This is a genomic window from Flammeovirga pacifica, assembly GCF_000807855.2.
Classification (GTDB): domain Bacteria; phylum Bacteroidota; class Bacteroidia; order Cytophagales; family Flammeovirgaceae; genus Flammeovirga; species Flammeovirga pacifica.
Map to the genome: position 1 here is coordinate 3389837 of NZ_JRYR02000001.1, position 17065 is coordinate 3406901.

General features: G+C 32.3%; 13 protein-coding genes. 5 read left to right on the forward strand and 8 right to left on the reverse strand.

Features of this window, described 5'->3' with window-relative positions; translation table 11 throughout:
* Nucleotides 1–803: 803 nt before the first annotated feature.
* Entirely contained in the window at nucleotides 804–3230 is a 2427-nt protein-coding gene (locus tag NH26_RS13250) for a M14 family zinc carboxypeptidase (protein ID WP_044226210.1), read from the reverse strand.
* 329 nt (nucleotides 3231–3559) lie between these two features.
* On the opposite strand from NH26_RS13250, the gene NH26_RS13255 reads away from it, so the two are divergent.
* Nucleotides 3560–3916, forward strand: a complete 357-nt coding sequence (locus NH26_RS13255; RefSeq protein WP_044226208.1) for a hypothetical protein — start codon at nucleotides 3560–3562, stop codon at nucleotides 3914–3916.
* Between the two features lie 52 nt (nucleotides 3917–3968).
* Here NH26_RS13255 and clpB read toward each other — a convergent pair whose 3' ends face one another.
* The gene (clpB, locus tag NH26_RS13260) at nucleotides 3969–6584 is read right to left on the reverse strand and encodes an ATP-dependent chaperone ClpB (protein ID WP_044226206.1); all 2616 of its coding nucleotides are present in this window, start codon (nucleotides 6582–6584) and stop codon (nucleotides 3969–3971) included.
* Nucleotides 6585–7001: 417 nt separating this feature from the next.
* Nucleotides 7002–8789: a glycoside hydrolase family 15 protein gene (locus NH26_RS13265; protein WP_044226203.1), complete on the reverse strand. Its 1788-nt coding sequence runs from the start codon at nucleotides 8787–8789 to the stop codon at nucleotides 7002–7004.
* A gap of 345 nt (nucleotides 8790–9134) precedes the next feature.
* On the opposite strand from NH26_RS13265, the gene NH26_RS13270 reads away from it, so the two are divergent.
* Together NH26_RS13270 and NH26_RS13275 are read left to right on the forward strand one after the other, a co-directional pair.
* On the forward strand, nucleotides 9135–9521 hold the full coding sequence (locus tag NH26_RS13270) for a DUF1573 domain-containing protein (protein ID WP_044226201.1): 387 nt from the start codon (nucleotides 9135–9137) through the stop codon (nucleotides 9519–9521).
* Between the two features lie 201 nt (nucleotides 9522–9722).
* Nucleotides 9723–11003, forward strand: coding sequence for a hypothetical protein (locus NH26_RS13275; protein WP_139263051.1), 1281 nt, complete (start codon nucleotides 9723–9725; stop codon nucleotides 11001–11003).
* Between the two features lie 101 nt (nucleotides 11004–11104).
* On the opposite strand, the gene NH26_RS13280 is transcribed toward NH26_RS13275, so the two are convergent.
* Together NH26_RS13280 and NH26_RS13285 are read right to left on the reverse strand one after the other, a co-directional pair.
* Complete coding sequence (locus NH26_RS13280; RefSeq protein ID WP_044226197.1) at nucleotides 11105–11587, reverse strand: tetratricopeptide repeat protein; 483 nt, start codon at nucleotides 11585–11587, stop codon at nucleotides 11105–11107.
* Nucleotides 11587–12042 carry a nucleoside deaminase gene (locus NH26_RS13285; protein WP_044226195.1) on the reverse strand — a complete coding sequence of 152 codons (456 nt, stop codon included), beginning with the start codon at nucleotides 12040–12042 and terminating at the stop codon, nucleotides 11587–11589. Before NH26_RS13285 ends, NH26_RS13280 begins: the two co-directional genes overlap by 1 nt.
* 344 nt (nucleotides 12043–12386) lie before the next feature.
* On the opposite strand from NH26_RS13285, the gene NH26_RS13290 reads away from it, so the two are divergent.
* Both NH26_RS13290 and NH26_RS13295 read left to right on the forward strand, forming a co-directional pair.
* Nucleotides 12387–13007, forward strand: coding sequence for an RNA polymerase sigma factor (locus NH26_RS13290; protein WP_044226193.1), 621 nt, complete (start codon nucleotides 12387–12389; stop codon nucleotides 13005–13007).
* Nucleotides 12967–13227 (forward strand): hypothetical protein, encoded by a 261-nt coding sequence (locus NH26_RS13295; protein WP_044226191.1) that lies wholly within the window; start codon nucleotides 12967–12969, stop codon nucleotides 13225–13227. Before NH26_RS13290 ends, NH26_RS13295 begins: the two co-directional genes overlap by 41 nt.
* Before the next feature lie 97 nt (nucleotides 13228–13324).
* Here the strand turns inward: NH26_RS13295 and NH26_RS13300 are convergent, their stop codons facing one another.
* The 3 genes from NH26_RS13300 to NH26_RS13310 all read right to left on the reverse strand — a co-directional run bounded on the left by NH26_RS13300 (nucleotide 13325) and on the right by NH26_RS13310 (nucleotide 17059).
* A complete protein-coding gene (locus NH26_RS13300) occupies nucleotides 13325–14440 on the reverse strand; it encodes an outer membrane beta-barrel protein (protein ID WP_044226189.1) in 1116 nt (371 codons plus the stop codon).
* On the reverse strand, nucleotides 14421–14981 hold the full coding sequence (locus NH26_RS13305) for an RNA polymerase sigma factor (RefSeq protein ID WP_044226187.1): 561 nt from the start codon (nucleotides 14979–14981) through the stop codon (nucleotides 14421–14423). The genes NH26_RS13300 and NH26_RS13305 overlap by 20 nt, the downstream gene beginning before the upstream one ends.
* A gap of 344 nt (nucleotides 14982–15325) precedes the next feature.
* The gene (locus NH26_RS13310; protein ID WP_084812177.1) at nucleotides 15326–17059 is read right to left on the reverse strand and encodes a BamA/TamA family outer membrane protein; all 1734 of its coding nucleotides are present in this window, start codon (nucleotides 17057–17059) and stop codon (nucleotides 15326–15328) included.
* Nucleotides 17060–17065: the final 6 nt, after the last annotated feature.

Below are 17065 nucleotides of genomic sequence, written 5' to 3' on the forward strand. Positions count from 1 at the left end.
CACCAACTAGCTAATGGGACGCATATCCATCTCGTACCGATAAATCTTTAATCATTAAACAATGCTGTCTTATGATACCATGGAGCATTAATCCGAATTTCTTCGGGCTATTCTCCAGTACGAGGCAAGTTATATACGCGTTACGCACCCGTGCGCCGGTCGTCATCAATTTGCAAGCAAATCATGTTACCCCTCGACTTGCATGTATTAGGCCTGCCGCTAGCGTTCATCCTGAGCCAGGATCAAACTCTCCGTTGTAAAAATCTTTAGATCTACAATCAGATCAATGTTGTTAAATACCTGTCTCTACGAATAAAAGAAATTTTCTTTTTTGGGATCCGCTTTCGCTGATCTTGTAATTACTTTTCAATACATCAAAAGAACGTCTGAGATTTTACTCTCAATGAACTATGTTTCAAGTTTTTAAAACTCCCATTCAGAGTTTTTGTGTACCTCTGTTTTCCAGAAGCGAGTGCAAAGGTAAGAACTTTTAATTTAAACTTCCAAATGTTTTTGAGAAAAAATTTGAAGTTTTTTTGAAGCGTTTTAAAATCAATCACTTAACTCTAAAACTGTATTTTTAAGTATCTTTTGACCACTTTAAAATAACATCTATCTCCTTTAATCAGCACTTTTCAAAAGCCCTTCCGTTGAAAGGCGAGTGCAAAGGTAATAATAGAAATTTAATCTGCAATAGCTATTAAAATTTATTTAGATCTTTATACAGATAATTTTAAAAACGGGCTAAACAATAGTAAAAATAGGGTTTAATAAAATGAAACAGTACAACTCTAAACGATATATTAGTTATAAGGGAAGAAAATGGCATTACTCAATAAATGCATTCCACTCCACCAAAAACCTCTGAATACTGGAGATTCTACAAAATAGATCACAGTACCACTTTTTACTTGTTCAGCAGTAATCATAGATGTATTAGGCATTTTAGACTGTAGGTCGCTTCCCATAAATCCAGAAACAAGAGCATCTTTTTGCAAAACACCCAAATTCTTTCCCTGATCTATTAAAGGAAGAAAGGTTTTATTCTGCTTTAAACTAAAATATACAGGAATCCCATTTGATATATGACTTGATGAATCTATACTAACTTGTAGCACACAACCCGCGGCTCTAGTTACTGTGGCTTTTCTTCCGGATACTCTAGACGATCTTGTTTCTTGAATAACTGATTTATGCAATGATTCATACAAAGATGTCAAAGCATTTTCTGACATAATCTTAATAGCATTTTCAAACAAGATTACTTTACCACCCGATTTCACAAAGTTATCCACTACCTTTTTTGTACTAGGACTGTATATACCATCACTTATTATCAATATATCTGACTTCAATACTTTTGATGTAGTCAGGTTTTGCGTATCAATGATGTTTACAGGTAAATGAAGTATCTCATCAAAATAATACCATAATGCACCGAAATCTAATGCACTTGTTTCATCTCCTCCGAGGATACTAATCTTGGGTTTCTTAAATACACTTAAGCTATTATTAAAGTCTGCTTCAGTAATCGATAACCATTTATAATTACAACTTTTTAGTCTTTCCTTAATAAGGTTTTTATTGGTTTGAAAAATAAGAGCATCTCCTCTTTTGAATTCTTCTTTACCTATCGTTGTATCTCTTTCTAAATAATAGACTGACTGTTCACTCATTAATTGCGTCACCACCTTAATATTATCAACACTTGACCAAGGAATAAATAATGTAGAATTACTTGTAGGTTCAATTTCTTTTTCTTCAACCTCGTCCACTAATAGATGATGATTAATTTTATTTTTAACTGCAATTGCATCTAAACCATATGCATAAGGTAAAGCCCATGCAGTTAGATCATACGTTAAGGAATCAGTTCTTTCTGCAAATGGTTCTAATAATACTTGTAATGCTCGACCTTTTGGTTGATCTATATTAAAAATTATATCTCCCTTATCTACTTTATACTTTCCGGATTTGTTAGTAGGATAATGATATCCATTTACATGAAAATCTTCAGCTGTATATTGATGTTTGATTTGATGACGATCCATTAAATCTAATAATCTATCAATGTCCTTCTCTTTTCTAAATGATTTTTTAATAATAAAATATTGGTATTCCCCTTTAGGTTGATCTTCAAAAAAGTTTTGAAATTGATTTAATAGATCTTTTTTGTTTTCATCAGCAGAGTATATGGTCACTAAAGATGTTTCAAAGTGTTTTTCAATTCTGTTTTTCAACGTTAGTGGTTGATCTAAATTCGAACTCTTAAGCTCTAAACCGGCTACTCCATGACCTCCCTGTTCAAAAGTAAAACCTACAGCTCCATTAAAAGAGGTCCAACTATCTCCGTAAGACGGATAAAGTAAATCAAAAATCTCTTCAGTAAAATAATCCCACTGATTTTCATTAAACAGGGTTTCATAGTTATCAGAAGCAATTTTTTGATATTTTCTTTGCCAAGCTGTAATGGATTGATGTACTGGTTCTGCAGGAGGACCAAAGAAATAGGAATATTGAGGCATCATTTCATGAAAATCAACATATATATGAGGCATATACTCTTTATATACCTCATACCTTAATTGAGATTCTTTTTGTGTTTGCCAAGCCCAATCTCTATTCAAGTCAAACAAATAATGATTGTATCTACCCGAAGGCCATTTTTCTTTATGTGTCCAATGACTTAATGAAGAATTAATGAACCTCCCTTTTTTCATTCTATAATCATTGACATAACGATCCCTGCCGTCGGGATTTAAGCAAGGGTCAATAACAATCACAAGGTTTTCTAATGCTTTTTTTAATTTGATTTCATCAGAAGATAAAAGGTGATGTATTACTTTTAAAGCTACTTCTGTTCCTGAAGCTTCATTTCCATGAACGTTATAGCCTAACCAAACTATTGGGATGTTTGTATTGATTTTTCCTGATGTCAATTTAGTTCTTACTAAATTATCAGATTTGATCTTTTCTAGGTTATTTATATTGCTTTCTGATGAAATGACCATCAAAGTCAATCTTCTCCCTTCTGTAGTTTTTCCATACTCATGTATTAAAGTATTCTTTGGAAATACTCTATGAGCTTCTTCTATATAATCAATCATTTGATGATGGTAGGTAAAATTACTACCTAACTCATAGCCTAAAAATCGACTTGGAGATGATAATTGAGCAAAAGAAGAAAAATTGAAAAAAAATAAAACGAAAAGAAGCGAAAGACTCCTCATGTGAAAAAGCTTAATCCTTGAATTATAATTAATTATAGTTCAAGTTATGAATTTTGTTTAGAATGAGGATTAATTTATTGTAAAAAAAGAAGAATACATATGAAACAACTAACGCTCATAACACAACTATCTGATAAGTAATCAGTTAGTTATACTATAAAAATCGTAAAATATACACTTAGAAATTTTATATAATAAATATAAATGGCTATAATTGTGTATAAGGTATCCCCCTTAGAACCAAATAATTTCATTTACTACTATTTTATTTTTTCATGCGACTATTCAAAATGTTTTTTACCCTATGTTTTGCTCTATTAATGATCAGCATGGGGTCATCATTTGCAAATGACAACAATGGACCTACTTCAAAGTCTAATGTTAGTACCACTTCAAAAGCAACAACTAGATACATCTTTTTAAAAGCTGTAAGAAAGGATTGTTTAGATGGTGATACTGAAATTCTCTCTTCTATTGTAGAAATTGATATCACAAAATTCTCTAAGGAAAAATTTCAACTTCTAGCAGAATTTCAACAAGAAATTCAACAGAAGTATCCTAAGAATGTGATTCATGTAAATTTAGGTTGTATTGAAGGTGTTTATACTAACCTTCGTGAAGCAACAAGTGCTAAAAAGGATATTATTGACAACGTCAGAGAAGTTCGTTCAATAGTTCTTAAGTAAAAAGAAAGCGATGTAACCTTTAGGATACATCGCTTTTTTATTTCTAATAAGATTATCTGTTTTTGAATATCAATTGATCAGAAGCAGCATTGTAATCTATTAAAACAATACTGTCTTTTTCGATATCACCACTTAAGATAGATTTTGATAAATCATTCAAAATATACCTTTGAATAACTCTCTTTAATGGTCTAGCTCCAAATTCAGGTTCATAACCTAAATCTGCTACTTTACTTAAAGCTTCTTCAGTTATTTCTAACTCTACACCATTATTTCTAATTCTTTGTTTAATATCCTTAAACTGAATTGAAGCAATCTTTGTCATGTTCTCTCTTGTTAGAGGTTGGAACATCATAATTTCATCTATTCTATTTAAGAACTCCGGACGAACGGTTTGTTTTAACAACTGAAGTGCTTTGTCTTTACTCTCTTCAAGAATTGCCTCTTTCTCAATTGTTGTTGTCGCATTTTCCAAATCACCAATTTTATCCATCATGAAATGAGCCCCCATATTTGAGGTCATAATCACAATTGTATTCTTAAAATCAGCAAGTCTTCCTTTATTATCTGTTAAACGACCGTCATCTAGAACTTGTAGTAAGATATTAAACACATCGGGGTGTGCTTTTTCTATCTCATCTAGTAAAATAACAGAATAAGGTCTTCTTCTTACTTCTTCAGTTAGTTGACCACCTTCATCGTAACCAACATAGCCCGGAGGCGCTCCAATTAAACGACTTACGGCATGTCTTTCTTGATATTCTGACATATCAATTCTTACCATTGCCTTTTCGTCATCAAAAAGGTATTCTGCTAATGCTTTAGCTAATTCTGTCTTACCAACACCTGTTGTTCCTAAGAATAAGAATGAACCAATAGGTCTCCTTGGGTCTTGTAAACCTGCTCTACTTCTACGAACAGCATCAGATATTGCGGTGATTGCTTCGTCTTGGCCAGCTACCCTTTTTCCTAATTCAGATTCTAAATGAAGTAGTTTTTCTCTTTCACCCTTCATCATTTTAGTAACAGGTATTCCAGTCCAACGTGCTACTACTTCAGCAATATCATCAGAAGTCACTTCTTGTTTTAGCATTAAATTTCCGCCTTCTGCTTCTTTTTCTGCTTCAGCTTGAAATTTTTCTAACTGTTTTTCCGATTCGACAATCTTACCATAGCGAATTTCAGCAACTCTACCATAATCTCCGCCTCTTTCTGCTTGATCAGCTTCAATCTTATATTTATCGATATCTACTTTTAACTGTTTAATGGTATCAAGAGTTTGTTTTTCTCTTTTCCACTCATCTTCAAGTTCGTTTAATTTACTTGTTAGCAAACGAATTTGATCAGTTATTATATTTTCTTTCTCTTTATCATTTTCTCTTCGAATGGCTTCCCTTTCAATTTCAAGTTGCATCACTTTACGTTTGATCTCATCGACTTCTTCAGGCATTGAGTTCATTTGTATACGCATTCTTGCAGCAGCTTCATCCATTAAATCAATGGCTTTATCAGGAAGAAAACGATCAGAAATATATCTATTGGATAATTCTACTGACGCTATAATTGCATCATCTTTAATTCTTACTCCGTGATGTACTTCGTATTTTTCTTTGATACCTCTTAAAATAGAAATCGCATCATCTACAGTAGGTTCACCAATTGTTACCGGCTGAAACCTTCTTTCAAGAGCTTTATCTTTTTCGATGTATTTTTGATACTCTTTTAATGTAGTTGCACCAATTGATCTTAATTCCCCTCTCGCTAAAGCAGGTTTTAATAAATTAGCTGCATCCATAGCACTATCACCTCCGGCACCCGCACCAATTAATGTATGGATTTCGTCGATGAATAAGATGATTTTTCCTTCCGCACTTTGTACTTCTTTGATTACTGCTTTGAGTCTTTCTTCGAACTCTCCTTTATACTTTGCTCCAGCAACCAACGCCCCCATATCTAAAGACGCAATCGAAATATCTTCTAAATTTTCAGGTATATCCCCTGCCACTATCCTTTGTGCTAACCCTTCGGCAATAGCTGTTTTTCCTACTCCAGGCTCACCAATTAACATTGGATTGTTTTTAGTTCTTCGTGAAAGTATTTGAAGTACTCTACGAATTTCCTCATCTCTGCCTATAACAGGATCAAGCTTACCATCTCTAGCTAGTTGAGTAAGGTCTACTGCATATCGTTCTAAAGATTGATATTGTCCTTCAGCATTTTGGTCTGTGACTTTACCTCCTTTACGAAGTTCAGTAATCGCCTTTTTCAAATAGTCATTGGTAAAACCCGATTGCTTTAAAAGTTGAGCAACTTTATCATTTCCTTGTAAAAGACCTATTAATATATGTTCTACAGCGACAAACTCGTCACCCATTTCTGACATATATCTTTCCGCATCCTGAAGCGTTTTTGCTGCTTCGTTGGATAAGTACGGATTATCTCCAGAAGATTTTGGATAAGTAGAAACAATACTATCCAATTGTTGATCTAAGGCTATTTTATCTGCTTTTATCTTATTAGTCAAGAAAGTAATCATATTATCTTCTTGTTCGATAATTGCTTTTAAAATGTGTCCTTTTTCAATAATTTGTTGTTGATATCCCTTCGCAATAGTTTGTGCTTTTTGCAATGCCTCTTGAGAACGGATTGTATATTTTTCAAAATTCATATTCTTTGATTATTAATTTAAGTTATAGAGACTCAATTAAATTTTACATATACCCATTGACCAATAACCGTTCAAAAATGCTTTTTAAGACATAATTTCCACATCGCATCAATTATTTAATAAAACTTAAGACAAAAAGTCACTAACTCACTTAAAAACAACTCATTACACTGACATCTAGACAGATTAAATAGCACAAAAGAAAATAATACTACTATTTCCTGTCCACCTGCTTCATTCATTTGTCAATTAAACATAGCACTACTTAAAATAATTACCCTCATCTCATGAAAATAATCGAATATATCGGATTAACTGTTTTAGCTGTTGTTGTAATATTTAAATCCATCCTCCTCGGAAAATAAAAAAGGCAATTGTATTGCTACAACTGCCCTTAACTTTAAGTCCCCCTATTTATTACAAGAAATTAGGAAGGTCTAATTTCTTCGAAATTCTGTAAGCGGCATTCATCAAACCTACATGACTGTATGTTTGAGGGAAATTACCCCACTGGCTTCCATCATTAGAATCTACATCTTCTGATAACAAACCAACATGGTTAGCATAGCTACTTACTTTTTCAAAGTATTCAATTGCTTCTTTCACTCTTCCTACGCAAGCTAAAGCTTCAATGTACCAATAAGCACATATTAAGAAAGTAGTTTCAGGAGCTCCAAAATCATCAACGTGACGGTAACGATAGAATAATCCATCTTTGGCCATCAATTCTTTTTCCATTCCAGCAAGATGTCTTTTTGCTCTTTCTGAATTAGGATCAAGATAGTTCATAGTAATCAATTGCAAACAAGAAGCATCCATATCTTTAGAGTTTGCTGCTTGCATATATACTCCCGTTTCTTCATCATAACAACGTTCGATCATTTCTGCAGCTCTTTCCTTAATTTTTAAGGCTTTGTCTGCCATCTTTACGTCGTCAAAATATTGAGCCATTTTATAGGCAGCTGATGCCCCTGCCCAGTGGAATAAGAAAGTATAACAGTAATGTCCAGGTCTATCTCTAAATTCCCAAAGTCCTGCATCTTTCTCCTCCATAGTATCAGCAATTTTCTGTAAAGTATGCTCTACCAAATTCTTTGTGTGCATACGATACTTATTTGTAAATCGCTTATCGGCATAAAGAGGTAATAATGATGTTAATACCTGTCCATATACATCATTTTGAATATGAGTATAAGCATCATTACCAATTCTTACTGGTTTATTTTCTCCCAAATACCCTTTTAAAGGCATTTCAATTTCTGTAATCTGCTTTTGAGCAGTAATAGTATATAGTGGCTGGTAACGGTCTTCCTCTTGTCGAGTAACATTCTCGATATATTTGAAGTAAGCTTCTACTTCTTCAAAGTGACCAATATTGTTAAAGGCATTCAGTGTATAGAAAGAATCCCTCATCCAACAATATCTATAATCCCAATTTCGAGTACTCTTATGGTATTCAGGTAATGAAGTTGTTCCTGAGGCGATAATAGCTCCAGTATCTTCATATTGATGAATTTTAAGAATTAGAGAAGAACGAATTAATTTTTCTTGATGGAAGAAACTAATAGATGTTGATTTCACCCAATTTCTCCAATATCTTTTGGTTTTAGTAAAGAAAGCCTCCGATGTTGCTTCAATAGCAGCTTCTAATGGTGCTCCATAAGTTAAAACCGTATAAACTGCTCCACTCAACACAAATGGATTTTCTTCCATTACATAAGAAAGCGGAATATTTGTAGTTAAGCGCATATGTTGATCATATCCCAGATATCTGATATGATTAGACCCTTGAGATTTTTCTGGTGTAAACTCACCATATTCACCTGTTGGATTACAAACTACTTTAATTGACGGAGTACCTTTTAATGGTTCGATCTTTCTGATCATCATTAAAGGCTTATAATAACGGTCGTCTTGTTCAAAACGTGGAGCAAAGTCGGTTACTTTAAAGTTACCTTCTTCTGTATACACTTCTGTAACAAGAATATTGGTGTTGGTAATATAATATTGTTTCGTTTCTATGATTTTCGCAGTAGGTTTAACAGAGAACTCTCCACCCTTTTCATCATCAAGTAAATCACCGAAAATAAAACTACTATCAAATCTTGGCCAACACAACCAACGCACACTAGCTTTTGTATCAATATAGGCCATAAACGCACAGTTACCTATAACGCCCATATCGTACTTATGAGTTTTTTTCATGTTTAGTATTAAAATTATTTGTCATTTTGGATGTTTGTCTGTTTTCAATTTAAGAATAAAAACATCAAAAAATAAATTTCTGTCTATAGCAATTTTGAATTAATGTAATTTAGAATCAGATATTTTGAAGTGAATTTTAGATTTACGAATTGATTTAGTGATTAAATTATTTAAAATAGAAAAGATGACAAGGTTTTTGCTTATTAATTATCAAATCAATTATTCTATGCTTCAGAGTTAATTCTCTTTTCTATGAGAAATTCCTAAATTGTGAATCAAAATAACTTTTAGGAAATAGTAAAATTCAAGAATAAGAATTAATTTTTTGATTAACATTTATATATCATGAAAAAGGTTTTATTTACTTTTTTAATCAGTTTATTTGCTCTTGCTGTAAATGCACAAGATGCAGCAGGACCTGTAATAACATTTGCAGAAAACACTTATGAATTCGGAGACATCCATCAAGGTGATGTTGTAGAGCACACTTTTAAGTTTACAAATACAGGAGACGCACCTTTAGTTGTTACTAATGTTACTACTACTTGCGGATGTACTGCTCCAAAATGGCCAAAAGAACCAATAGCTCCAGGCGACGAAGGACAAATTTTAGTAAAATTCAATTCTCGTGGTAAAAGAGGTGTTCAGAATAAACCAATTACTGTTTATTCCAATGCAAAATCAACAACTAGAATATCAATCACTACAAACGTATTGGTAGATAATAACTAGTCTTGAATATATTTTTTATGAAGAAGGCTTCGATACTCGAAGCCTTTTTTATTGTATTTCAAAAAGTTACAAACTATCAATAATTTAACATTGATTGTTAAACATATTTAAATAAGGAGTCAAAACACGTCCTATGAGACAAATAGACTCGTTATGATTATTATATGATTTAACATTATAAAATATTAACTATCTAAAATTATGACTCTCCTATTATACCTTATCGTCTTTTTGTGTATTGTCTATAGTGTATTGAGCGTGATTCCATCACTAAGTAAAAACTATCCAGTACTTAAACCCAAAATTGGCGGTCTAACATTCGTTTCAGCTCTGATAATTATGGTATTATCTAATGCTATTATGTGGTCAGAGCCAGGATACCAGTACTTTGTTACCTATCCTAACGGTCAAAAGTCAGCATTTATGTCAGAAGGTTATCACTTTACTTGGTTTGGTAAAGTTCAATCTTGGAGTAAATACATTGATATTACAACTGAAGATGTTGAAGATGATGACAATTCATCCATGAAGCCAGTACCTATTCGTTTTATTGATCAAGTAACGGCTTTGGGTTATCCTTCTGTAAGAGTACAAATGCCAACAACAGAAGAAGCATTTATAGAAGTGGCAGTAAAATTCAGATCTCAAGAAAACTTAGTGTCAATGACATTAATTCCTACGATTAGAGAACAACTAGTCAATACTGCTTATATGTATGCCGCACAAGATTATATTTCTGGTGATGCACAATCATTTCGTCAAACTTTTGAAGAACAATTAAAAGATGGTTCTTATGAAGTAAGAAAGATTGAAATGGCTGATACTCTTTTTGATAGTTCAATTCAAAAAAGTAATCGTGAAATCAAAGAAATTAGAAAGAAGTACATGGTAGAGAAAATCGTAGATAATCAAGGGAAGTACAAACGTATACCCAACGAGATTTCTGATAACCACATCTTAATTTCTCAAGTAGTATTACCGTCTATCGATATGGAGTCTTCATTTAAAAAACGATTGGAGACACAAAGAGATGAATCGGCAAAACGTCAATTGGAGATTCAAAGAATTGAAACAGCTAAAGCGGCACAGTCTCGTATCCTTGCAGAGGGTGAAAGAGACAAAGCAGAAGAAAGAGTAAAAAGAGAAAAAGAGCAAGTTTCAAGTTTAATTGCTATTGAAACGCAATTAAAACAAGAAGAAACCAATAAAAAATTGGCGAAAATTAAATATGAAACAGCTCAATTGGAAGCAAAAACTGAAAAGGTAAATGCAGAAACAAAAGCATATGCCAACAAGCAGTTAGTGAACTCTGGTCTTACTCCTGAACAAAAATCATATTGGGAATTTAGAAAAGATTCAGTAAAATGGGCCAACATTAGTAAAATCAAATTACCTGAGCAATATTTCTCAGGGCAAGGAAACGGTAAAGGAAGTGATCTTTTACAATCTATATTGGCAGCTCAAATTGCCACACAAAAATAACCTTTCCTGACTAACATTACTTACAGCGGTTAATTATTGGGATTCTTTACCCCCAATACCACTTCTCATTTTTGGGAAGTGGTTTTTTATTGTTTACAATTTTAGTTGAATTTTTGATCAATAAAACTGAAAGCATCTTGAGCTTCTTTTTCATTGAATTTCTTTAATGACTCTGCATATTCTCTACATTTAGGTTCTCCACCAAACATTGCAGGTGCATTTCCATAATACCTGAGTAATCCCCAATGTGCCGGTACATGTTCTGGATCTAAATTTAAAGCTGTTTCAAATGCGGCCTTAGACTTAGGTGCAATACTCATCAGCTTTAGCATATTTGCTCCTTTAGCCTGTTGACCTAAACTTGCTCCATAATAATAATGATAATCAGCTATTTCAGGAAAATCTAATGTTAGCGATTCGAAAACAGTTTCAGCTTCTTCATTTTTCCATTGTCCTAAATAACAAAGGCCAAGAAGTTCTCTTCCTTTCTGCTCTCCCTGAAAAGCTTGAAGTTTTTCTTCTAAACCATCAAATTTTTCCTCTTTGATTAGATTCTCTATTTCATTAATGATTTCTTTTTCCATTATTTTTTTCTTTTCAGTCTAAGTTGTTTAAAAAAATCCATCAGTAATTGATGGCATTCTTCTTTCATAACACCTATTGTATATTTTGATTTTGGATGAGCTAATTTAGAAGAATATGCATTAAATCCACGCTTTTCATCAGTTGCACCATATACAATTCTTCCTACTTGTGCCCAGAATATTGCTCCTGCACACATAGCACAAGGTTCTAGAGTAACATATAAAGTACAATTCTGTAAATGTCTACTACCTAAATAATTTGTCGCTGCTGTTATTGCTAACATTTCAGCGTGAGCAGTAGGATCATTCAACTTTTCGGTTTGGTTGTACCCTTTACCAATCACTTTACCCTCAGCTACTACAACAGCTCCTACAGGAATTTCATTTTCTTTAAATGCTTCCTTCGCTAATTGAAGAGCCATCTTCATGTACTTATCATCTTCTGATAAAACCATCAATAAATTGTACTTTTTAAATATTACATCATTTTTATGCGATACTAATAATCAAAATTAAAATATAAAAATACTCAGAACAAATTGTATTAATTATTGATTGCAATTGATTATCAGAGGTATCTACACCCCTACTTAGATGAATGTACACATTTTTTCGATGAACACTACTTTTCCTTAGATAAAGAAATTTGAATATTACCAACATTTTCAAATATTTACATAAGTCAATAAAAGAACTTACTACTAAAAATTGAAAACGCAGACTAATTGTATTTTTTCAAAAGTTATCATAAAGCGTTTACAATAAGCAATATATTATCAACGTTATAACAATGCGAGGCATGAACAATTATACTATTTCTGATCAAGATTTAATATCACAATATCTGAATGGAAACGAAGCAGCATTTGAGCAGCTATTAAATAAGTACAAAAACAAATTATTTACTAGTATTCTACTTATTGTAAAAGATGAGTTTGTTGCTGAAGACCTTTTGCAGGATACATTTATAAAAGCCATCAAAATGATCCGTGCTGGTAAGTATAATGAAGAGGGAAAATTTATGCCTTGGATTTCTCGTATTGCACACAACATGGCAATTGATCATTTCCGTAAGCAGAAAAGATATCCAACAATTGTTATGGAGGATGGAAGTAGCGTTTTTGATACTTTAGATTTTTCTGAAAACTCTATTGAGGATCAAAAAATATTAAAAGAAACACAAGCTAATGTAAAAGCATTAGTGGATATGTTGCCAGATTCTCAACGTGAAGTTTTAGTGATGCGTCATTACATGCAAATGAGTTTCCAAGAAATAGCAGATTCTACAGGAGTTAGTATTAATACTGCTTTAGGTAGAATGCGTTATGCCCTCATTAATCTTCGCAAGATGATGGAGCAACAAAGTGAAAACGCTAATCATGCAATTAGACAAAAAACAAATTACCAAAGAGTGTCTTAACAAAGCTGTATTATTAGTATACAAAAGTGATCAAGACATTCATTTTTCAGCGAAAGAACTTGAAAAAGTTTTGTCTGAACCCAATTGCGAAAAATTTGTAGACGACAGTTTACAAGTAAAAGAAACGTTGAATAAACTAGAGATATCGCCTCGTTCCCAAACGATAAAAAATATAATGGATTTTGCCAGACAGGCAAATGAAGAAGGAAATTCTAATTGATAAACTAAATTGCTTAAAAAAAAAGGCTACCAATATCGGTAGCCTTTTTATGTTTGTTGTTTAGTTTATTAATGCTCTTGAAAGAGCTGATAATTTTTTATATGATATTATATTTTAAACCCATACTTAGCGTAAGTGCACTATTACTTGATGTGATTTCATCGTGTTGACTGTTATCAAGTAATTGACTTCCATACATTGTTCCAACAGAAATAGAAGTCTTTGGAGCTAATTTATAATTTAAAGAAGCACCCACATTAGCAGAAATATTAGAGGTATTACTTACAGCATTTCTTACTAGGGTATTTTCTTCAATGGTTCCTCCCTCTACTTTCTGATCAAATACAAAATCTGCTGCAACACCTGCGAAAACATCTAAGTTTACTTTTTTACTTACGTTTACTTTATAGCCAACAGCTACAGGTATAGAGATTTGTTTTTGATTAACTGCAACATTTTGATCGTTTAAGGATGCATTTAATGAATATTGTATGAATTGAGCACCAAGTTCAATAAATACATTTTCATTCATCTTAATTCCTCCTTTAAGAGCAATTGATGTTGTATTTGTTTTTTGACCAATATTGTGGTCATTCCATTTTAAATTAGGATCAACTTGCACTGCTCCTACTTCAACCTTTAAATATTTTTCCTTTTTTACTTTCTTTTCAATAGATGATGGGGATTGTCTGGCCATCAATATTTGATCAGAAAAATCTTTAGGATCTTCTTCTATTGATCCAAGTTCTGTGTAATAAACTTTTTTCGTCTCCTTATCGATTACCCTACTATTTACCTTAGCAACCGTAAATGGGTTTTCTATTTCTTTAATTAATTTCTTTGATGGAGCAATATACTTTTCTTTAAAAAGCTCAATTGTTTCTTTGCTATCATCAAATGATGAAGAGAAAAAATCTGTAGGAAGCATTGATGCTTCTTGAATATTTCTTGCAGTTGAATAAGAGATTGATCCTAACTCATAGCCACTAGCTACGGGCACATCGTACTTTATTAAGAAACTAGAAAGTAAACCAAACGTAATAATAGCGGCCGCTGCTCTAAATATATTGAAGGTGTTTTTCTTCTCATTTATTTTATCGACCTCTTCTTCTATATCATCCCATAAATCTAAAGGTGGATTGATCTCTTCATTTTTAAAAGCATCAGCCCATACTTCATTAAATTCATCTTTTTTATCCTCTTTCTTTTGCATAGCTGTATCTTTCTATTTCTGATTCTTCAATCATGGCCTTAAGTAACTTTCGAGCTCTTGCAAATTGAGATTTTGAAGTTCCTTCTGTTACTCCTGTCATTTCAGCAATTTCTTTATGCTTATATCCTTCAATAGCATATAAGTTGAAAATTACTCTACAACCATCGGGCAATTTTTGTAGCAATTTTAATAATTCCTGAAAACTGTAATCATGTAAAGCCATTGCCTCTTCCTTTAAATCATACATATCATTTACATCCATCATAGGATATAAATACAGTTTTGATCTTTGGAAATTGATTGCTGTATTGACTACAATCCTCCTCATCCAGTGTTTTAATGAGGATTCATTTCTGAAAGTATTGATATTCTTAAAAATCTTGACAAAGGCTTCTTGAAGAATATCTCTTGCATCTTCTTCCGTTTTGGCATAGCGATAAGCAACGGCCATTAATACGCCGCTATACTGTTCATAGAGTTTTCTTTGAATACGCTTATCACCATTTCTACATCCTTTGATTAATAATTCATCTTCTAACATGTGGAGTAGGTGTTTAATTTCCTAAATGGACCAAAAAGTTTTTTATCAGTACTCCTTAATAATTTAATTTGACACTTATCATATTTGAATACTATAGAAAGAAAGTTGACAAATATGTTTTTCAATTTGTACTGAATGAGTTAATGTATTTTGCCTATTCATATAGACACCCGATAGGATCAATCGGAGTGAATGAATATAAATTCAATGTACACAAGAAGTATTAAACACTGATAATAAGTAGTTTATATTTTATAAAATTTCACATCAATTAATGTTATGAGGTGTACACAGTGTTAATTCAGCTTAAAAAAAGGGGTAAATGTTAATTATGGATTTCAGTTTTAGAATACACCTATAAATCCAAAGTGGATTTTTGCTAATTGAGTACTAAATGGGATTTGATTGTTTTTACCTATCGCATAAGCAATAGAAAAAATACCTGTCTTTGTTTCTAAGCTTGCTCCTGCTCCAATACCAATGGGAATATCCGTTTCTTCATTTTGACTGGTGATACCAATATCTGAGAAGGCAAATAAATAAGAATTTCCTCCCATATTGATTCGAGGTTCAAATGTGATATAAGCATATTTATCAACAAAAAATTCTCCTTGAATAAACCCTCTGATAGAATTAAAACCTCCTAAACGATATAATTCGTTTTTAAAAAGCTTTTCTGTAATCATTTGAGCACCTTCTACTTTCAAATAAGCATCCATCCATTTTAAAAGTCCAAAGTAATATTCTATTTCAAGATGTAAATCAAACATTAAAGATTGTTCTGGTATACCTTCATACACCGCTTGATCAAATGATGGATTATATATAATGTTTCTTTGTCCTGCTGCTCCTTTTAGAAAAAATTTAAATCCTCTAGTTGGAAACATTAAATCATCTAAGTCTTGCCACATATATCCAACAGAGTATAGTGTACTTTTCGTATCGTTTAAAGTATCAACAGCTTGTTCATTCAACTCTCTAAGTAATCTACTACTTTCCCATTTTACTCCTAATTGAACTGCTCCTTTTACTCCTACTCTTCTTTTCAAGAGAACTTCATTGGCCACTTTTATAAAGGTTGAATCTTGAATTTGAAGGTTAATATTATAACCTACATCCATTTTTGATTTGAAAAAACGTGGATGTTCATAACTACCTTTAAACCATTGAGAATGTTGATCTGGTTTTTTCCAATCAATAAAAAAGCGTTTACCTGTACCAAACGGATTATGTATATCTAATAAAACCTGTCCAGTGACTAACACACTTCCATCATCCGATTCATTAGGAGCTAAACCAATTAGGCCGTCTGCTCTACTTGCTTTTCTTTTTTCTAATGGAATTTCTACCATTGCCCTACCATACTCAAAAACTACATCAATAGAATCTGTAAGTTTTAAATAAGGAGTTTGTTTAATAATTACCTCGGCTCTATCTACATTTCGTTGACTAAAAGATTCGCCTTTTTTTAAACCCAAATACCTTTCAAAAAACTGTTTATGAACTCCAAGTGGACGATCTCTTTTGACGATTAGTGTATCAAAAATCACTTTATCTCCAAGGTCAATATTTAAATTTGAATAGAGGTCATTTCCTTTAAAATACATAGAATCTGTCCATACTTTTGTAAATGGATACCCTTGATTTTCGTAATATTCTACTACCTGATATTTAGCTTTTTCTAAATGTCGAGGTACTACTTTTTTAAATTCAGAGTTTCCTTTCCAAAGTCTACTATTCAGTATCTGATCACCTACTTTTCCTGTATTAATAAACACATGATCGTATTTAGGACCTAAATACAAACTATAGATTCTCTCTTTATTTTTTTGAACCACTGTATCAATGGTACAAAATAAATAGCCCTCATTTTTTAAATGGAATAAGGTAGAATCAACATGATGAACTAAATGAGTGCTATCCTGAAATATTTTTGAATCGTTATTTTTTATGGGTGATTTAATAGTATAATCACTGATATCCCATTTTAATGAAACACTATCTTGAGCGCTTAAATCCGTATACATTAAGAACAATAAAAGTAGGGCAAAAAGATTTACCCTACTTTTAAAGATCATTTGATA

Bases quoted from the DNA above. Each gene is read 5' to 3' on its own strand.
- NH26_RS13250 (WP_044226210.1), bottom strand. From the start codon at position 3,230: ATGAGGAGTCTTTCGCTTCTTTTCGTTTTATTTTTTTTCAATTTTTCT.
- NH26_RS13255 (WP_044226208.1), top strand. From the start codon at position 3,560: ATGGGGTCATCATTTGCAAATGACAACAATGGACCTACTTCAAAGTCT.
- clpB (WP_044226206.1), bottom strand. From the start codon at position 6,584: ATGAATTTTGAAAAATATACAATCCGTTCTCAAGAGGCATTGCAAAAA.
- NH26_RS13265 (WP_044226203.1), bottom strand. From the start codon at position 8,789: ATGAAAAAAACTCATAAGTACGATATGGGCGTTATAGGTAACTGTGCG.
- NH26_RS13270 (WP_044226201.1), top strand. From the start codon at position 9,135: ATGAAAAAGGTTTTATTTACTTTTTTAATCAGTTTATTTGCTCTTGCT.
- NH26_RS13275 (WP_139263051.1), top strand. From the start codon at position 9,723: ATGACTCTCCTATTATACCTTATCGTCTTTTTGTGTATTGTCTATAGT.
- NH26_RS13280 (WP_044226197.1), bottom strand. From the start codon at position 11,587: ATGGAAAAAGAAATCATTAATGAAATAGAGAATCTAATCAAAGAGGAA.
- NH26_RS13285 (WP_044226195.1), bottom strand. From the start codon at position 12,042: ATGGTTTTATCAGAAGATGATAAGTACATGAAGATGGCTCTTCAATTA.
- NH26_RS13290 (WP_044226193.1), top strand. From the start codon at position 12,387: ATGAACAATTATACTATTTCTGATCAAGATTTAATATCACAATATCTG.
- NH26_RS13295 (WP_044226191.1), top strand. From the start codon at position 12,967: ATGCAATTAGACAAAAAACAAATTACCAAAGAGTGTCTTAACAAAGCT.
- NH26_RS13300 (WP_044226189.1), bottom strand. From the start codon at position 14,440: ATGCAAAAGAAAGAGGATAAAAAAGATGAATTTAATGAAGTATGGGCT.
- NH26_RS13305 (WP_044226187.1), bottom strand. From the start codon at position 14,981: ATGTTAGAAGATGAATTATTAATCAAAGGATGTAGAAATGGTGATAAG.
- NH26_RS13310 (WP_084812177.1), bottom strand. From the start codon at position 17,059: ATGATCTTTAAAAGTAGGGTAAATCTTTTTGCCCTACTTTTATTGTTC.